Annotated in this window: 15 protein-coding genes, 1 other RNA gene and 4 pseudogenes; 9 read left to right on the top strand and 11 right to left on the bottom strand. The window is 68.1% G+C overall.

What is annotated here, in order from left to right; all coding sequences use genetic code 11:
* Positions 1 to 10: 10 nt before the first annotated feature.
* Positions 11 to 358, top strand: a complete 348-nt coding sequence (locus ACFQE0_RS02715; protein WP_378966835.1) for a DUF1491 family protein — start codon at positions 11 to 13, stop codon at positions 356 to 358.
* Between the two features lie 3 nt (positions 359 to 361).
* Here the strand turns inward: ACFQE0_RS02715 and ACFQE0_RS02710 are convergent, their stop codons facing one another.
* The 3 genes and pseudogenes from ACFQE0_RS02710 to dgcN form a co-directional block, all read right to left on the bottom strand.
* Positions 362 to 973 (bottom strand): outer membrane protein, encoded by a 612-nt coding sequence (locus tag ACFQE0_RS02710; protein ID WP_378966833.1) that lies wholly within the window; start codon positions 971 to 973, stop codon positions 362 to 364.
* Positions 974 to 1,044: 71 nt separating this feature from the next.
* Complete coding sequence (gene dgcA / locus ACFQE0_RS02705) at positions 1,045 to 2,028, bottom strand: N-acetyl-D-Glu racemase DgcA (protein ID WP_378966831.1); 984 nt, start codon at positions 2,026 to 2,028, stop codon at positions 1,045 to 1,047.
* Between the two features lies 1 nt (position 2,029).
* A pseudogene (gene dgcN, locus ACFQE0_RS02700) lies at positions 2,030 to 3,042 on the bottom strand (N-acetyltransferase DgcN).
* Between the two features lie 226 nt (positions 3,043 to 3,268).
* On the opposite strand from dgcN, the gene ACFQE0_RS02695 reads away from it, so the two are divergent.
* Positions 3,269 to 4,018, top strand: a complete 750-nt coding sequence (locus ACFQE0_RS02695) for a Crp/Fnr family transcriptional regulator (RefSeq protein WP_378966829.1) — start codon at positions 3,269 to 3,271, stop codon at positions 4,016 to 4,018.
* A 3-nt stretch (positions 4,019 to 4,021) separates the two neighbouring features.
* On the opposite strand, the pseudogene ACFQE0_RS02690 reads toward ACFQE0_RS02695, so the two are convergent.
* Positions 4,022 to 4,893, bottom strand: a pseudogene (locus ACFQE0_RS02690) (SDR family oxidoreductase).
* 120 nt (positions 4,894 to 5,013) lie between these two features.
* Here ACFQE0_RS02690 and ACFQE0_RS02685 point away from each other — a divergent pair.
* Positions 5,014 to 5,949 (top strand): sugar kinase, encoded by a 936-nt coding sequence (locus ACFQE0_RS02685; protein WP_378966827.1) that lies wholly within the window; start codon positions 5,014 to 5,016, stop codon positions 5,947 to 5,949.
* A gap of 13 nt (positions 5,950 to 5,962) precedes the next feature.
* On the opposite strand, the gene mepA is transcribed toward ACFQE0_RS02685, so the two are convergent.
* From mepA to fumC, 5 genes and pseudogenes are all read right to left on the bottom strand, one after another.
* Entirely contained in the window at positions 5,963 to 6,883 is a 921-nt protein-coding gene (gene mepA, locus ACFQE0_RS02680; protein ID WP_378966825.1) for a penicillin-insensitive murein endopeptidase, read from the bottom strand.
* A gap of 94 nt (positions 6,884 to 6,977) precedes the next feature.
* A complete protein-coding gene (locus ACFQE0_RS02675; protein ID WP_378966823.1) occupies positions 6,978 to 7,595 on the bottom strand; it encodes a ParB-like protein in 618 nt (205 codons plus the stop codon).
* An 87-nt stretch (positions 7,596 to 7,682) separates the two neighbouring features.
* Positions 7,683 to 7,882, bottom strand: a pseudogene (locus ACFQE0_RS02670) (ribbon-helix-helix domain-containing protein).
* Between the two features lie 36 nt (positions 7,883 to 7,918).
* Complete coding sequence (locus ACFQE0_RS02665) at positions 7,919 to 8,116, bottom strand: DUF4169 family protein (protein WP_378966821.1); 198 nt, start codon at positions 8,114 to 8,116, stop codon at positions 7,919 to 7,921.
* Positions 8,117 to 8,185: 69 nt separating this feature from the next.
* Complete coding sequence (gene fumC / locus ACFQE0_RS02660) at positions 8,186 to 9,595, bottom strand: class II fumarate hydratase (RefSeq protein ID WP_378966819.1); 1,410 nt, start codon at positions 9,593 to 9,595, stop codon at positions 8,186 to 8,188.
* A 310-nt stretch (positions 9,596 to 9,905) separates the two neighbouring features.
* Here fumC and ACFQE0_RS02655 point away from each other — a divergent pair, with 310 nt between their 5' ends.
* The gene (locus ACFQE0_RS02655; RefSeq protein ID WP_378966817.1) at positions 9,906 to 11,147 is read left to right on the top strand and encodes a cytochrome P450; all 1,242 of its coding nucleotides are present in this window, start codon (positions 9,906 to 9,908) and stop codon (positions 11,145 to 11,147) included.
* Between the two features lie 52 nt (positions 11,148 to 11,199).
* Here ACFQE0_RS02655 and ACFQE0_RS02650 read toward each other — a convergent pair.
* A pseudogene (locus tag ACFQE0_RS02650) lies at positions 11,200 to 11,820 on the bottom strand (SspB family protein); the annotation flags it as partial.
* Between the two features lie 58 nt (positions 11,821 to 11,878).
* Positions 11,879 to 12,261, bottom strand: a transfer-messenger RNA (tmRNA) gene (ssrA, locus tag ACFQE0_RS02645).
* Here ssrA and ACFQE0_RS02640 point away from each other — a divergent pair.
* The 5 genes from ACFQE0_RS02640 (at position 12,253) to hflC (ending at position 16,829) form a co-directional block, all read left to right on the top strand.
* Positions 12,253 to 13,095 carry a CPBP family intramembrane glutamic endopeptidase gene (locus ACFQE0_RS02640; RefSeq protein WP_378966815.1) on the top strand — a complete coding sequence of 281 codons (843 nt, stop codon included), beginning with the start codon at positions 12,253 to 12,255 and terminating at the stop codon, positions 13,093 to 13,095. The genes ssrA and ACFQE0_RS02640 overlap by 9 nt on opposite strands.
* Before the next feature lie 61 nt (positions 13,096 to 13,156).
* Positions 13,157 to 13,951: a thymidylate synthase gene (locus ACFQE0_RS02635; protein WP_378966813.1), complete on the top strand. Its 795-nt coding sequence runs from the start codon at positions 13,157 to 13,159 to the stop codon at positions 13,949 to 13,951.
* A 1-nt stretch (position 13,952) separates the two neighbouring features.
* Complete coding sequence (locus tag ACFQE0_RS02630) at positions 13,953 to 14,444, top strand: dihydrofolate reductase (RefSeq protein ID WP_378966811.1); 492 nt, start codon at positions 13,953 to 13,955, stop codon at positions 14,442 to 14,444.
* Positions 14,445 to 14,682: 238 nt separating this feature from the next.
* Positions 14,683 to 15,870, top strand: a complete 1,188-nt coding sequence (gene hflK, locus ACFQE0_RS02625) for an FtsH protease activity modulator HflK (RefSeq protein ID WP_378966809.1) — start codon at positions 14,683 to 14,685, stop codon at positions 15,868 to 15,870.
* Positions 15,867 to 16,829, top strand: a complete 963-nt coding sequence (hflC, locus tag ACFQE0_RS02620) for a protease modulator HflC (RefSeq protein WP_378966807.1) — start codon at positions 15,867 to 15,869, stop codon at positions 16,827 to 16,829. The genes hflK and hflC overlap by 4 nt, the downstream gene beginning before the upstream one ends.
* Positions 16,830 to 16,894 lie beyond the last annotated feature (65 nt).

The raw sequence follows: 16,894 nt of genomic DNA, 5'->3' as shown, positions 1-16,894 counted from the left end.
AACCGGCCCCATGCCTCGCCTGCGTTCCGATTTCTGGGTCTCGGCCTATCTGCGCCGGTTGAACGATCTCGCCATCCCCGCCGTGCTGCGGCGTCGCGGCTCGGCCGAGGCGGGGGCGATCTTCGTGAAGGTCGACCGCCTCGACGGCACGGCGGATCTCTACGCCCCCGCGCCGCAATCGCTGATGGCCGACGCCGAGGATCTCGGGGAGCGCCGCTTCATCCCCCGCCTGACGGCCGTGATGCCCCTCGATGTCGAGGAGCGGCTGACCCGCGAGTTGCGCTTCGATTCCGATCTCTGGATCGTGGAGATCGATGATCGCGAGGGACGGCACTTCCTCGATCTGGCGGCCGAGTGAGGTTCAGCGCAGACGGTTACCGACGACACCCGCCTCGACGCCGAGGGTGAGACGATCGGTCAATGCCCATTCGACACCGACGCGAGCATCCGGGCGGACGGCGATGTCGTCGCGGGTGAAGGGCTGCGAGACGGCCGTCGGCCCGACGCGCAGGGTCTCGTGCACCGCCCAGGCACCGACCTTGCCGTAGAGCAGCACGTTCGGCGTCAGCAGCGCGCCGACCTGCGCATGGACCGCGCCCGCGAGATCGCGGGAATAGGCGAGGCGGCCGAAACCGGGATCGAGGGAGCCGCCGGTCTGGATCAGCGTGTCGACGCCGCCGGAAATGCCGTAGACGAACCGCCCCTCCTGCCAGAACCGGCCGCCCTCGAAACCCAGGGTCGGGCCAGAATAGCCGCCGAAGCGCTTCGATGAGACGGCTTCGAACCCGGTGGAGAGCCGGGCATAAGACCCCTCCCACCGGCTCAGGCCCTCGCTCTCGGAGGCAGGCCACGCAAAAGCGGGCAGGGGGCCAAAGCCGAGGGAGAATGGCACGAACTGCGCCGCCGCAGGCCCGCCACCGCACAGTAGAGCGAGGCCAACGACGAGAGGACGGAAGGTGGCCGATCCGGTCATGGCCACAGGATACAGCACCCAGCTTGGCCGTGACAGAGAGCGGCGCTCACGGTGTGGAGAGCGGTCGGTCTCTAGCCCCACAGGTCCTTTTCGGGCGGGAACATCGTGCTGCCGTCGTAGCGGAGCGGCGGCGCGCGGTCGCGAGCGAGCAGGAGCGGGCCGTCGAGATCGACGAAGGCGGCGTGGTGCGTCAGCAGCGTCGCTGGCGCCATGCCGAGCGAGGTGCCGAGCATACAGCCGACCATCACGGTCAGGCCTCGCGCCCGCGCCTCGGAGGCCAGAAGCACCGCCTCGGTCAGGCCCCCGGTCTTGTCGAGCTTGATGTTGATCGCGTCGTAGCGCCCGGCCAGCGCATCGAGCCCGGCGCGGTCGTGCAGGCTCTCGTCGGCGCAGACCGGCACCGGGTGGGGGATCTCGGCCAGAAGGTCATCCTCGCCTGCGGGTAGCGGCTGCTCGATCAGCGCCACCCCCGCCGCGAGGCAGGCGGCGAGGTTGGCCTCGACGTTGCCCGGACGCCATGCCTCGTTGGCATCAACGATCAGCTTCGCATCCGGCGCCCCGGCCCGGACGGCCGCGATGCGCTCCGGATCGCCGTCGCCACCGAGCTTCACCTTGAGGAGCGGTCGCGCGGCCGCCTTGCGGGCCGCCTCGCCCATGCTCTCGGGTGTGCCGAGGCTCAGCGTATAGGCCGTCGTCACCGGGCTCGGTGCGGGCAAACCCAGGATGTCCCAGGCCCGGCGGCCGGATTGCTTGGCCTCTAGGTCGAGGAGGGCGCAATCGAGGGCGTTGCGGGCCGCGCCCGCCGGCATGAGCCGCGCCAGTGCCGCCCGGTCGAGACCCGAGGCGAGGGCGTCCGTCTGCGCCTCGATCAGCGCGGACACGCTCTCGACGCTCTCGCCATAGCGTGGGTAGGGCACGCATTCGCCGAGGCCCACATGGCCGCCATCCTCGATCCGGGCAACAACGACGGCGATCTCGGTGCGGCTCCCGCGCGAGATGGTGAACGCCCCCGCGATGGGGAAGCGTTCGACCGTGAGGCTGAGGCGGCGGGCCATGTCAGGCCTCCGGGAAATCGGCGACGATCCGGTCCACGAGGCTTTCGACGCCGAAGCGAACCGGATCCGTGGCGGGCAGGCCGTGCTCGGCGGCGAGGGTCTCAAGGAGCTTGCGCGCCTCGTCCTCGCCCAAAGCCTGCGTGTTCACGGCAATCCCCACGGGGCGGATATCCGGGTTCGTCAGGCTGCCGAGTTGCACGGTCAGGTCGATGACCTGCCGGATGGTCGGTAGCGGATGCGAGACGCCGCGCATCGTGGTGCGGGTCGGCTCGTGACAGACGACGAAGGCGTCGGCCTGGGCCCCGTGCAGAAGGCCCAGACTGACGCCCGCGAAGGACGGGTGATAGAGCGAGCCCTGGCCCTCGATGAGGTCCCAGTGGTTCGGGGCGGCCTCGGGCGAGATCGTCTCGACGGCGCCGGAGATGAAATCCGCCACCACGGCGTCGATGGCGACCCCCGGCCGGAAATGAACACACCGGTCTGACCGGTCGCGCGGAAATCGGCGTCGAGCCCGCGGTCGCGCATGCCCTTCTCAAGGGCCAGCACGGTGTATTTCTTCCCCACCGAGCAATCCGTGCCGACGGTAAGAAGCCGCCGCCCGGCCCGGCGCGTACCCTTGCCCGTGGGGAAGGTTTCGCTGCTGTGGCGGACGTCGTGGAGGCGGCTGCCCCGCTTGTCCGCGGCCTCGGCGATGGCGGGCACGGCGCCGAGGCGAACGTGCAGGCCGCTCGCCACGTCGAAGCCGGCCTCGATAGCGGCGACGATCTCCTTCACCCAATGGTCGGGCAGAACCCCGCCGGCATTGACGACGCCGACCACCAGTGTGCGGCAGCCCTTGGCCAAAGCCTCGGCCAGGGTCAGGTCGGGGATGCCGAGATCGGCCTTGCAGCCCGGAAGCCGCATCTGGCCGATGCACCACTCCGGCCGCCAATCCTTGATGCCGTAGGCGGTCTTGGCCGCCAGCGCATCGGGCACGTCGCCCAGGAACATCAGGTAGGGCGTGGCGATCTGCATGGGACGGACCTCTCGCTTCGTTCCGTCTATGCGGGATCGCAACGCAATCTCGCAAGGCGTTCGGCCGGATGCCCCACAGGACGGGGCCTCTCGCGTGCGTCAGGCACTGTCCCAGCAAAAACAGGCGCAAGCCATACCGGTTACGGACCAATCATAACTTGTGTGGTGGTCAGCCATTCACCCCAAGCTAGGCCGACTGTTGTATCTCCAACAGTCCGCGGCCCGAATGGAAACCCCTCTGTCGCGAAAGTTACGAAACTACGTCCCACTTGGCCCTGTGGAGCGAGACATGCTCGCCGAGGCTTTGGAGCCGGCCCGTATGGTCGAGCCCAGGGCCGATATTGTCGAGGAAGGCGAGGATCCACGTTCGGTCAACGTCATCCAGAGCGGCTGGGCCTGCCGTTACCGGCAGTTCGAGGACGGGCGTCGCCAGATCATTTCACTTTTGCTGCCGGGGGATTGCTGCGACCCGCACATCTTCTTGCTCGATCGGCGTGACCACGCGATCGGTGCGTTGACACCGGTCTCGATCGCCCGGATCGGCGCCACCGCGATGGCCGAACTGATGAGCCGCAACGCGGCCCTCGACCTCGCCTTCCACCGTGAGGCGCTGGCTGCCTCCGCGATCCAGCGGGAGTGGACCGTCAGCCTCGGCCGCCGTTCCGGGGTCGAACGGCTGGCACATCTGTTCTGCGAATTGCACGTGCGGCTCTCGGCTGTCGGCCTCGCGGATGGCACGAGCTGCCCGATGCCGCTGACCCAGCCCGATCTAGCCGATGCCCTCGGCCAGACGACGGTGCACATCAACCGCACCCTTCAGGATGTCCGGGCGGCGCGGCTGCTCACGCTGAAGAGCCGACGCCTCACCCTGCTCGATCCCGACGGCTTGCGTCGGCTCGCCAAGTTCGACCCGTCCTATCTGCACCTCCAGGCCTCGCGGGTCGCGCCCCGAGGACTGGAAGCGCCCGGACCCTGAGGGTCAGAGGACCGGCATCGCGCCCGCCACCGTCACCAGGGCGCCGGAGGTGTAGCTGCTCTCCTCCGAGGCGAGCATGACGTAGGCCGAGGCGAGTTCCGCCGGCTGGCCGGGGCGGCCGAAGGGGACTTGGCTGCCGAAGGTCTTCACCGCATCTTCGCTCATCCCGCTCGGGATGAAGGGCGTCCAGATCGGCCCGGGCAGGACGCCGTTGACCCGGATTCCCTTCTCGGCGAGCAATTGCGCAAGGCTCAGCACCATGTTGCTCAGCGCCCCCTTGGTGGCGCTGTAGGCCATGAGCGTCGGCATCGGGTGCTTAGAGTTCACCGACGAGGTGAAGATCACCGAGCCGCCGGGCTGAAGATGCGCGAGGGCCGCCTTCGTGACGTAGAACGAACCGAAGACGTTCGTGCGGAAATGGTCCTCGAAGATATGATCTTCGATCTCTTCCAGGCTTTTACCAGGCTGTTGGAACGCGCCGTTGTTCACGACGATGTCGAGACGTCCGAAGGTCTCGGCGGTCTTCGTCACGATCTCCTTGGCGTAGGCGGATTGCTTGAGGTCGCCGGGCAGGAGCAGCGCGCGGCGGCCCGCCTTCTCGATCCATTGACCCACCGCCTCAGCATCGGCCTGCTCCTCGGGCAGGTAGGAGATGGCGACATCCGCGCCTTCGCGGGCATAGGCGATGGCGACCGCCCGGCCGATGCCGGAATCGCCGCCGGTGATCAGCGCCGCCTTGCCGGTGAGCTTGCCGGACCCCTTGTAGCTCTCCTCGCCGTGGTCGGGCTCGGGGGTCATTTTACCGGTCTTGCCGGGAAAGCTCTGCGGCTGGCCTTCGAAGGGGGGCGGGGATACTTGTGCAGCGGATCGGTCATGGGACTTCCTTGTGCAGGCGCAATGCGCCGCTCGTCCCGCCAACCGGACCCGGAATGACGACGTTCCCCATAAGCGCCGGTCCCGTGGCGATGCGACGCGAGAAGGAGGCTTAGCCTGCGATGCCTGCCGACCTGACTGGACGCCGCGTTGCCTGTTTCGGCGAATGCATGCTCGAACTTCGCACGCGGCCCGATGGGCTCCTGTCGCGCGGCTATGGCGGCGACACGCTGAACACGGCGGTCTACCTCGCCCGTCTCGGCGTCGCCGTGGATTACGTCACGGCGCTCGGCGACGACGATTTCAGCACGGATATGCTGCGTGCCTGGGAGGAGGAGGGCGTCGGGACCGCCTATGTCCGCCGCATCGCCGGGTGCCTGCCAGGCCTGTACGTGATCGAGACCGACCCGCAGGGCGAGCGGCGCTTCCTTTATTGGCGCGACGCCGCCCCTGTGCGGCGCCTGTTCGACCCCGGCCTTGGACAAGAGACGGGGGCGGCGCTCGCGGGCGCCGGTCTCGTTTACCTGTCGGGGATCAGCCTGTCGCTCTTCGCCGGGGCGGCGCGGGAAACCTTGTTCGCGGCGTTGGAGCAGGCTCGCGCGGGCGGGGCGGTGATCGCCTTCGACACCAATTTCCGCCTGCGGGGATGGCCCGATCTCGCGGAGGCACGGAACGCCTACGGGCGGATGCTCACGCTGGCCCAGGTGGTGCTCGCGGGGTGTGAGGATGTGGAGGCCCTCACGGGGCGCGGTGCGCCGGAGGATGTGCTGGCATGGCTCGATGATGCGGGCGTCGCGGAAGCCGTGGTGAAGCTTGCCGAGCCCGGCTGCCTCGTGCGGAGCGATGGGCCGGCCGTGTCGGTGCCGGTGCCGGACAAGGTTTCGCCCGTCGATACGACCGCCGCCGGGGACAGCTTCGCCGCCGGCTATCTCGCGGCACGCCTCCGGGGCGAAGTGCCCGTCGCTGCGGCGCTTGCGGGCCACCGGCTTGCGGCGGTGGTGATCACCCATCCCGGCGCGATTATCCCGCGTGAGGCGATGCCGGGCTCAGGAGCCTGACCTCGCACAGGGGTTACGGAGCCTTGAGCACCGCGCGGCAGGCGGTGGGGAGGGCGGCCATGGTCATCGGCGGCTTGGGCTTCGGCTTCACCTTCGGCGGCTTCGGGTGGAGCACGGCGTCGGAGAACCAGTAATCGAGGTCCTCGCAGCCGTCGCCAGAGGGCGGCGGATCCTGGGACTGGCATTCGCCCTGACCGGCGGGGCAACTCAGGCGGATATGGTAGTGATAATTGTGCCCGTACATCGGGCGTACCTTCGACAGCCAGCGCCCGCCGCCGGATTCCCGGCATAGCGCCTTCTTGATCGCCGCATTGACGAAGATGCGTTCCACCTCCGGCTGCTCGGCGGTGAGCTTGATCAAGCGCAGATGGTTCGGCGTCCAGACATCGGGGTCGATGTCGAGCCGGTCGCGGCGCACCATGTCGGTGGCGGAGGTTTCCTCGCGCTCGGCCCGGCTCATCCGGTGGTCGGGCATCGGCGTCAGCCAGACATCCGCATCAATGCCGATCTGGTGCGAAGCGTGGCCCGTGAGCATCGGCCCGCCGCGCGGCTGGGACATGTCGCCGACGAGCAGCCCCGGCCAGCCGACCCGGACGGCCTTTTCTGAGAGCCGCTCCAGAAAGTTCACGAGAGGGGGCGTGCCGTAGAACCGGTTCCGCGACGGGCGCATCACCTGCCAATGTTCCCCGTCGAGGGGCAGGGCCTCGCCGCCGGAGAAGCAGCCCTTGGCATAGAAGCCGTGGATGCGCGTCGGCCCCGAACTCGGCTGCAGAACGCGGCCGAACAGCGCCTTGGCCGGGGTCGAGGGATCGTCCGGGTTGGCCAGCGGCGGCAACGGCTTCGGGTTCACGCTCCCCCTGTCCTGGGCACGCGCCGCCCCGGTCAGGGCGAGGGCGGCGAGGGTCGTGAGGCAGACGAGGCGCAGGAGCGTCATACGGCAGTCCGGAAGGGCGAGGAGGGTGAGCCTCGCGGGCCAGCACGGCGATTTTCGGGCACGTTGTAACAACGTTGCCGAAAGACGGTGCCAGTCAGCCCTTGGACGGGCCGCACCATCCCGGAAGATGACCCGCATCGCCGGATTTGGCGAGGGAGAGGGCCTTTTCCAGAGCAGCCGAGAAATCGTCTTCGACGCGCTTCTCTTTGATGTTCCTACGCAGAAAATCCGCCCACAGGAACTCGCTGAACGGCGTCGTGTCCTTGGCGAAGCCGCCCGCGCGGCGCAACTCGCCCGCGAGGCTGCGGAACGGGTCGTCCTTCAAGGAATCCATGGCCTTCGGGATGTCGTGGAAGTCCCGCCGCACGCCGGTCTCGTCGTAGGGATGCACCCAGGACTTGTGATCGCACACGGTCCAGAACTCGTCCTTGGCGAGGTGATGCAGGTCGGCGACCACCGTCACCAGCACCTCCTCGACACCCTCCTCGTGAAGCGCACGGGACAGGTGGTGATGGTCGATCACGTAATGGCGCTTCTTCGGCCCGAGCAGGGTCGGAATCATGTGCGCGCCGAGGAAGGCCCGCTTCTTCTCGGCGTCGTAGCTCTGCCAGCGCCGCCGCTTCTCCACGACCTCCCGGTAGCCCACCGTCATCTGCGTCGGGCGCAGGTCGGTGATCTTCACGGGTTTCAGCAGCGGTTCGCGGTTGGCCATTGGCTGTGCTCGTGGGGCGTGCGTCGAATGCGCGCGATGTAGGTCACACGACCATCGCGCGTCACCGCCCAGACGGGTCTCGTCCCTTCACGATTTGCCGAGGAGTCCTCTCCGGGCGGCATCCAGTACGTGGACGCGGATCGCGGAGGACAGATTCTGCTCCCCCGTCCCGCATCGATGGCGCCGACCAGCGCCTGCACCGAGCAGCCTTGGCCAACCGCAAGGGCCGTCAGGGCCTGCCAGAACGGATCTTCCAGCGAGACGCTGGTGCGGTGGCCCGCGATCATCACCGACCGCTTGACGATGACGGTCAAGGCGAACGCCTATTCCTTGTCGTCGCCGTCTTGCCCTTCGAGGCGATGGCCTTCGTGGCGAGTCTCTTCCAGCACCTTGCGCTTCTGCTGAAGGGTCTTCGCCTTCTTCGGCTGGCCGAAGGCGACGCGGTTGGCGTCGGCCTGGGCGTTCGCCTCGGCGCGGGCGCGGGCCTTGCGGACCTGCCGAAGGTTGATGACCTCACCCATCGCGCGAATCCTCCCAGAGGCGTTTCCATCAGGCGGCCGGCGCGGGACCCGCGCCGGCCGATCTTGGCCTTACTCGGCGCTCGGCGCCAGCATGGTCTCCGGCCGCACGACGCGCTCGAACTCCTCCTCGGTCACGTAGCCGAGGCGCAGAGCCTCTTCCTTGAGGGTCGTGCCGTTCTTGTGGGCGGTCTTGGCGATGGTCGCAGCCTTGTCGTAGCCGATCGAGGGCGCCAGCGCCGTCACGAGCATCAGCGAGCGGCTCATGAGGTCGGCGATCTTGTCCTCGTTGGCCTTGATGCCGACGACGCAATTGTCGGTGAAGCTCACCGCCGCATCCGCCAGCAGGCGGATCGATTGCAGCACCGCGTTGGCGATGACCGGCTTGAACACGTTGAGCTCGAAATTGCCCTGAGAGCCGGCGAAGCTCACCGTCGTGCCGTTGCCGATGACCTGTGCGCAGACCATCGTCAGCGCCTCGCACTGCGTCGGGTTGACCTTGCCTGGCATGATCGAGGAGCCCGGCTCGTTCTCCGGCAGGGAGAGTTCGCCGAGGCCCGAGCGCGGGCCCGAGCCGAGCAGGCGGATGTCCTGCGCGATCTTGAACAGGCCGGCGGCCAGCGCCGAGAGCGCGCCCTGCGTGAAGACCAGGGCGTCGTGGGTCGCCAGGGCCTCGAACTTGTTCTGAGCCGAGGTGAAGGGCAGGCCGGTCAGTTCAGCGACCTTCGCCGCGAAGCGGTCGGCGAATTCGGGATGGGCGTTGAGGCCAGTGCCCACCGCCGTACCGCCCTGTGCTAGCGCCAGCACGCCCGGCAGGGTCGCAGCGACGCGGGCGCCGCCGAGTGCAACCTGCGCCGCGTAGCCGGAGAATTCCTGGCCGAGGGAGACCGGCGTCGCGTCCTGCAGGTGCGTGCGCCCGATCTTCACGATGCTCTCGAAGGCCTTCGCCTTGGCATCGAGCGCCGAGTGCAGGTGCGTCAGGGCGGGCATCAGGCGGCCGTCGATCTCCCGCGCCACGGCGATGTGCATCGCGGTGGGGAAGGTGTCGTTCGAGGACTGACCGCGGTTGCAATGGTCGTTCGGGTGGATCGGGCTCTTGCCGCCGCGCTGGCCGCCGAGCGACTCGTTGGCGAGGCTCGCGATCACCTCGTTGGCATTCATGTTGGACTGCGTGCCCGAGCCGGTCTGCCAGACCACCAGCGGGAACTCGTCGTCATACTCGCCCTTCACCACGGTGGAGGCGGCGGCGGCGATGGCATCGGCGAGCTTCGGCTCGAGGACGCCGAGATCCTTGTTCACCAGCGCGGCGGCCTGCTTCACGAGGCCGAGCGCGTGGACCAGCGGCGCGGGCATGTGCTCGGTGCCGATCTTGAAGTTCTGGATCGAACGCTGGGTCTGAGCACCCCAGTAGCGATGGGCCGGAACCTCGATCGGGCCGAAGGTGTCGGACTCGGTGCGGGTCGCGGTTTCGGTGGGCGACATCGTGGCCTCTACGTTGGGTGCGGTGCGGTGCCTACTTAACGGAGGCTTGAGGCAAGCGCGATGCCGCGAGGTCGGGGCCGCCCGACATCCGCGCCGCTCTGTCCACGGCAATCGGATGCGCGGCGACGGCCGCGACCAGCCTGGGAGCGACGAGCCTGACCGCCAACCTTTCTGATTCCCCCCAATCGCCACGGCCGCGAGGTTCCGACCGCCGGTCCCGCCGCCGCTGACTCAGCCCCTCGGCCTGCTGGATTTCCTCAAGGCCGCCCGGCGCAACCCGATCACGACCTGGGCCGACGCCCATTTTCGCTTGCCGGTCGTCGCGGCCGAGGGCGTGATGGGGCGGATCACCGTGGTGAGTGAACCCTCGCTGATCCGGCATGTGTTGATCGACAACGCCGAGGCCTACCGCAAGGACGACCTCCAGCGCCGCGTGCTCGCTCCGGGCCTCGGCGAGGGGCTTCTCAGCGCCGAGGGCGACGAGTGGCGGCTTCAGCGCCGGACGCTGGCACCGATCTTCTCGGTTCGCACCGTGCGCAGCTTCGAGGCGGCGATGAACGCCTCCGGCGCCCGTCTCGCCAAGCGACTGCGTCGCCGTAACGGAATGCGCGTCGATGTCGCTCTGGAGATGACCCGCGCCACCCTCGACGTCCTGGAGCGGACGATCTTTACGCAAGGGCTGCCGGGCGATCCCGACGCCCTGGGCCGCGCCATCACCCGGTTCCTCGAAGCGGTCGGACCGATCGATCCGCTCGACGTGTTCGGCATGCCTGATTTCATCCCGCGCATCGGGCGGCTCAGGGCGCGTCCCGCCGGGCGATTCTTTGCGGAGGTGGTGGACGAGTTGATCACCCGCCGCCGGGCGCTGATGGAACAGGCGGACGCGCCGCAGGATCTCCTGACCCTGCTGCTTGCGGCGCAGGATCCCGAGACCGGCGATGGGCTCTCGGACCTCTCGGTGCGGGCCAACATCGTCACCTTCATCGCCGCCGGGCACGAGACCACGGCCAACGCGCTGACCTGGGCGCTCTATTGTCTGTCGCAGGACGAGGCGGCGCAGGAGCGAATCGAGGCCGAAGTCGATGCGACGGGGGAGGGGGACGTCACCCTCGACGCGCTACCCTTCACCCGCGCCGTGGTCGAAGAGGGCATGCGCCTCTTCCCACCAGTGCCGTTCCTGAGCCGACAGGCTACCCGCGCGGATCGCTTCGGCCGGATCAAGGTTCCGAGCGGCTCATTGGTGCTGATCGCCCCCTGGGTGCTGCACCGGCACCACCTGCTCTGGGACGAGCCCGATGCGTTCATGCCGGAGCGTTTTCTGCCGGAGAATCGCGATGCCATCGCCCGCTTCACCTACCTGCCGTTCGGGGCGGGACAACGGGTCTGCATCGGCCAGAGCTTCTCGGTGCAGGAAGCAACGATTCTCCTCGCCCACGTCATCCGCGCCGTCCGCTTCCGCCTGCCGGGGGATCACCCGCCGGTCACGCCCCTGCACAGGGTCACGCTCCGGCCGGAGCACGGGTTACGGATGGATGCGACGGTGAGGGCCTGACCTCGACGTCATTGCGAGTGAAAGCGAAGCAATGACGAAGTGTCGTTGTCGAGCTCTTCTTGCGGAAGGCATCCAGGCTGACGACCTCGGCCGTCCCTTCCTCGCCGTCCTTCTTGGCGGCAGGCCTCGTGGCCTTGTCGTCGGTCTTGCCGCCCTGGGCGGCCGGGGCCGGGAGGACGGTGGGGACGCCGCTGGCGCCGATCGTCGCGAGGCCGGTGCCGGTCTTCGGCTTCACCTCGCCCGGCTCGGAGCCCGCGCCGCGCGGACCCGCCTTGGCAGCCGGAGTCTCTGGTTCGGCCGGAACATCGTTCCCCGCCTCGCCAAGATCGAACTTCAGGCCGAATTGCACGGAAGGGTCGAAGAAGCCGGACAGCGCGTCGAACGGCACCAGCAGCCGCTCCGGCACCCCGGAGAAGGACAGACCGACCTCGAACGCATGCTCGGTGACGTTCAGATCCCAGAACTGGTGCTGCAGGACGATCGTCATGTCCTGCGGATACTTCTCGCGCAGCGCCTGGGAGATGCGCACCCCCGGCGCCTCCGTGCGGAACGAGACGTAGAAATGGTGCTCGCCCATCAGCCCATTTTGTGAGGCGTCGATGAGCACCTTCCGGACGACGCCGCGAAGGGCGTCCTGAACCAGCAGGTCGTAGCGAATCAGGTCGTCTGCCATTCTCGTTCGCTTTGCCCGACCCGTTCGCTGCCCCGGCCGGAAGGCCGTGGAAATCTGAAGTGGAGGCTTCTGTTGCCAGGTGCCTCCGAACCCCGCCTATGCAGTGCTACCCGCTAGGACTTCAGGTCGATATTGGGGACCGCTTACGCGGCCACCGCCACCGGAGCAAAGTTGTCGTTGGCAACTGTTGCAAAGGCCCGATAACGGCGGAACCATGCCGAGCGAAAGCTCAACCTTTACGCCCTCGTCGATCCTATTTCGCCCCCGCCGAAGCCCAGTTGGTTCCGTCCCAGCCTTGCGGCCATCGGTCCTGGGCTTGGGTGGAGGCGCCGGGTACCGCCCCCGGGTCCGATAGGTTTATTTCGAAGAACGTTTATCGCCATAGCCGGCCTCACGACCGGCAAAACGAATATAGAGGGGATCGGCCCGGTTTTGAAGCCCGATCACGCCGCAACCGTGCCGGAGGGGATGGGGGACCCGGCGAGTGTGGCTGCCGACCCGCAGTTGCGGGATCGGCCGCCTTCGCGCGGGCTTGCCAACATCGCCTCGGGCCTCGGCCTCATGATCGCCTTCGGCATCCTCAGCCTCGGGGCGGCGAGCCTTCTGGCTCTCGTGATCGTCCGGGTCGGGTTCGACCTCTGGTACGGGATCGATCCGTTCCTGCCGCCCTCCCGGCGGCCCTTCGTCGGCATGGTCCAACTGGCGCATCGCGCCTTCGCCGTGGACGTGCTGCGGCAGGTCCTCCTCGCCGCCTTCGTGATCGCATGGGCGTGGCGTCGCGACCGCGCCGCCTGGCGACGCCGCCTCGCCCTCGACAGGGAGAAGCCCAACGGCGTACGGCCGGTGGTGCTGCTCAGCGTCCTTCTGCTCTGGCCCATCGTCCATATCGCCTGGGTGACGGGCACGGCCGAATTGATGGGCGGCGGCTTCGGCCGCAACATGCGGCTCTCGCCGTTCATGGACCGGACGGCGGTCATCTCGTGGCTTCTCTACCTCACGATCCTCGCGCCGCTCGCCGAGGAGCTTTTGGTACGCGGCGAGATGTACCACCTTGCCAGGGAGCGCCTCGGGCCGGTCTGGGCCGTCACCGCGACGGCCCTGGTCTTCGCCCTGGCGCACATATCGTCCTTCGGCCTCGCGAGGCCGATCTCGCTGCTGCCGCTGGCGTTCGCGCTCGGGCTGTTGCGCTGGCGCACCGGCAGGCTCTGGCCATGCATCGCGCTCCACGGATGGTCGAACCTCGCCCTCGTCGTCTACCTGCTCTGGCCGCAGTGACGGCAGTGGACAGGCAGAGGCCGGGCTTGCCCCGCGCGCGCCGGGGGCGCAGGCTTTTGCGATGGACGCGTATCACAGCCTACTCCGCCGGATCCTCGACGAGGGGGTCGCCAAGGAGGATCGCACCGGCACGGGGACCCTCTCGGTCTTCGGGCATCAGATGCGGTTCGACCTGTCTCAGGGCTTTCCCCTGGTGACGACGAAGCGGCTCCATCTGAAGTCGATCATCCACGAATTGCTGTGGTTCCTCGCGGGCGACACCAACGTCGCCTACCTGCGCGAGAACGGTGTGACGATCTGGGACGAGTGGGCCGACGAGGCGGGGGAACTCGGCCCGGTCTATGGGAAGCAATGGCGCTCCTGGGCGAAGCCCGATGGCGGCAGCGTCGATCAGATCCGCTGGGTTCTCGATGAGATCGCCCGCAACCCGGATTCCCGCCGCCTCGTGGTCTCGGCCTGGAACCCGGCCGACCTCGACAAGATGGCGCTGGCGCCCTGCCACTGCCTGTTCCAGTTCTACGTCGCGGAAGGGCGGCTTTCCTGCCAGCTCTACCAGCGCTCGGCCGATGCCTTCCTCGGCGTGCCGTTCAACATCGCGAGTTACGCCCTGCTGACGCACATGGTCGCGCAGGTCTCGGGTCTCGCACCCGGCGACTTCGTGCACAGCTTCGGCGACGTGCACCTCTATTCGAACCACCTGGCCCAGACGCGCACCCTTCTGGAGCGGACGCCGCGTCCCCTGCCGCAGCTTCGCCTGAACCCGGCCGTGCGCGACCTCTTCGCCTTCCGCTTCGAAGACATCGCGGTCGAGGGCTATGAGCCGCACCCGGCCATCTCCGCGCCGGTGGCCGTCTGAGATGGCGCGCCCCTCCATCGCCCTGGTCGTCGCCGTGGCCCGCAACGGCGTGATCGGACGGGACAACGGCCTCGCGTGGCACCTGTCGAGCGATCTCAAACGCTTCAAGGCACTGACCATGGGCACGACCCTGCTGATGGGGCGGCGCACGTGGGATTCCATCGGTCGCCCGCTTCCGGGCCGCCGGAGCCTCGTTCTCACCCGCGACCGGAGTTTCCGCGCCGAGGGCGCCGAGACCGTCCACGATTGGGAGAGCGCCCTGGCCAGAGCTGGGGACCGGCTGATGGTGGTCGGCGGGGCGGAGATCTACGCACTGGCGCTTCCTCACGCCGATCTCATCCATCTCACGGAGGTTGAGGCCGAGCCCGAAGGGGATGTGCGCTTTCCCACTTTCGACCGCTCCTCCTACCGCGAGACGTTCCGTGAGGCGCATCCGGCGGGGCCTCGCGACGATTATCCTTACGCATTCGTCGACTTGGCGCGTTTGCGCTGAGGCGGCCCGTCGCGGTTGCGCTTCACCCCTCCCGTGCCCACCTGCCAGCCTTGACAGCGAGGGTGGCGGGCCCGCAGGTGCCTGAGGGGTCCGCCTGCCTTCGCGTCTGCGGAAGCGGGCGGTGCTGTCCCCGGGCGATTGGGCGGCACGCGGGATTGATCCGGTGGGTGCGCCCGTTGGCAGGGGGCGCCCCTTTGCGGGCGCAGCGGGTGCGGCAGGTCAGGAGACGACGGCCAGGATGCCTTGGAGCAATCAGAATGGCGGTGGCGGTGGTGGCGGCCCATGGGGACGCCCCAACGGCAACGGCGGTGGACCCTGGGGTAGCGGAGGCGGAGGTGGCAACCAGCCCCCGAACCTTGAGGAGCTGCTGAGGCGCGGGCAGGACCGGCTCCGGCGGATCATCCCCGGTGGCGGTGGTCCGGGTGGACCGTCGGGTGGGTCCTCGGGCTTCGGCGGCGGACGCGGCGCCCTGGTACTCGGCGTACTGGTCGTCGCGGGCTGGCTCGCCACCGGCTTCTACAAGGTCGAACCCTATCAGGTCGGCATCGAGACCATCTTCGGCCGCTACGTCGGCTCGACGGGTGAAGGCCTTCGCTACAACTTCCCCTATCCGATTGGCGGCGTCGTGAAGCCGAATGTCGGTCAGGTGAATTCGATCCAGGTCGGCTATCGCACCGGGCCGGGCCAGACGCGCAACCGCGACGTGCCTGACGAAAGCCTGATGCTGACAGGCGACGAGAACATCGTCGATCTCGATTTCGAGGTGCAGTGGCGGGTGAATCCGCTCAAGGCCTCGGACTTCGTGTTCAACATCCAGAACCCCGAAGGCACCATCAAGGCCATCGCCGAGAGCGCGATGCGCGAGGTGGTCGGCCGCCGCAACATCCAGGCGATCCTCACCAATGAGCAGGCCAGCATCTCCCAGGAGGTGAAGGAGATGGTGCAGAAGGCCCTCGACGAATACGGCGCGGGCGTCCGCATCGAAGTGGTGCAGCTCGTCTCGGTGAACCCACCGCCGGAAGTACGTCCCGCCTTCGTGGACGTGAACGCCGCGCAGCAGGATGCCGATACGGCCCAGAACGAGGCCAAGACCTACGCGAGCCGTGAGGTGCCGCAGGCCCGCGGTAAGGCGTCCCAGATCGTCCAGGCCGCCGAAGCCTACAAGACGAAGGCGACCGCAGACGCGACCGGTCAGGCGGCGCGCTTCGATGAGGTTTACGCCTCGTACAAGCTTGCCCCGGCGATCAGCCGCGAGCGGATCTTCCTGGAGACGATGGAGAAGGTGCTCGGCTCCGTGAACAAGGTGATCATCGATCAGAACGGGACGCCCGGCGCCGCCGGCACTGCTGCCGCAGGCGTGCTGCCCGTGCTGCCCCTTTCCGAGTTCGGCGCCCGTGGCTCCGCCCAGACGGGAGCTGCCCGATGAACCAGGCACTTCGTACCGGCCTCATCGTCGTCGCGGCGATCGTGGCCATCGGTCTCTACGCGTCGGTCTTCGTCGTGGGGCAGATGCAGCAGGCCCTCGTCCTGCAATTCGGCCGCGTCCGCGCGGTCCTGAACCCCACCGGGGAAGAGAAGCCGGGCCTCTATTTCAAGGTGCCGTTCGCGGAGACGGTCGTCACCTTCGACAAGCGCGTGCTCGATCTCGACCTCCCGGTCCAGACGATCCTCACCGCCGACCGGCAAAACCTGGAAGTCGACGCCTTCGCCCGCTACCGGATCCTCGATCCGCTGCGCTTCTACCAGTCGGTGGGCAATATCGGCTTGGCCAACCAGCGCTTGCAGAGCTTCACCAATTCGAGCCTCCGCAGCGTGCTCGCTCGCTCGACCCGCGATGCCATCGTGAAGTCCGAGCGCGGCCAGCTGATGCACAACATCCAGGAGGATGTGAACCGGCAGGCCAAGTCACTCGGCATCGAGATCGTCGACCTACGCATGACCCGTGTCGATCTGCCCGCGCAGAACTCGGCGGCCGTCTATCGCCGGATGAAGACCGAGCGTGAGCGTGAGGCGGCCGATATCCGTGCCACGGGTGAGCAGGCGGCGGCCGGCATCCGGGCGCGCGCCGACCGTGACGTGACGGTGATCCTCGCCGAGGCGACCCAGAAGTCCGAGCAGCTGCGCGGTCAGGGCGACGCCGACAAGAACCGCATCCTCGCCGAAGCCTTCGGCAAGGACCGGGACTTCTTCGCGTTCTACCGCTCGATGCAGGCCTACGAGACGGGGCTGAAGGGTCCCGACACCCGCCTCGTCATCAGCCCGAACACGGACTTCTTCCGCTACTTCAGCGATCCGAGGGGCCAGGGTGCTCCGCAGCCCGCCGCAGGGCGACCGGGACAGGATCCGAGCGCGACGACGGGCTCCACGGCCGGCGCGGCACGCTGACCGCCACAGTGGACGGCCCGCTTTCGCGGGCTAGTTTGCACGGTCCATCCGTAAGCAAAGCGACG

This window comes from Methylobacterium komagatae, from assembly GCF_042661665.1.
Lineage (GTDB): Bacteria > Pseudomonadota > Alphaproteobacteria > Rhizobiales > Beijerinckiaceae > Methylobacterium > Methylobacterium komagatae.
The sequence above is the reverse complement of the archived record's forward strand: the minus strand, read 5'-3'. Positions and strand labels throughout refer to the sequence as shown.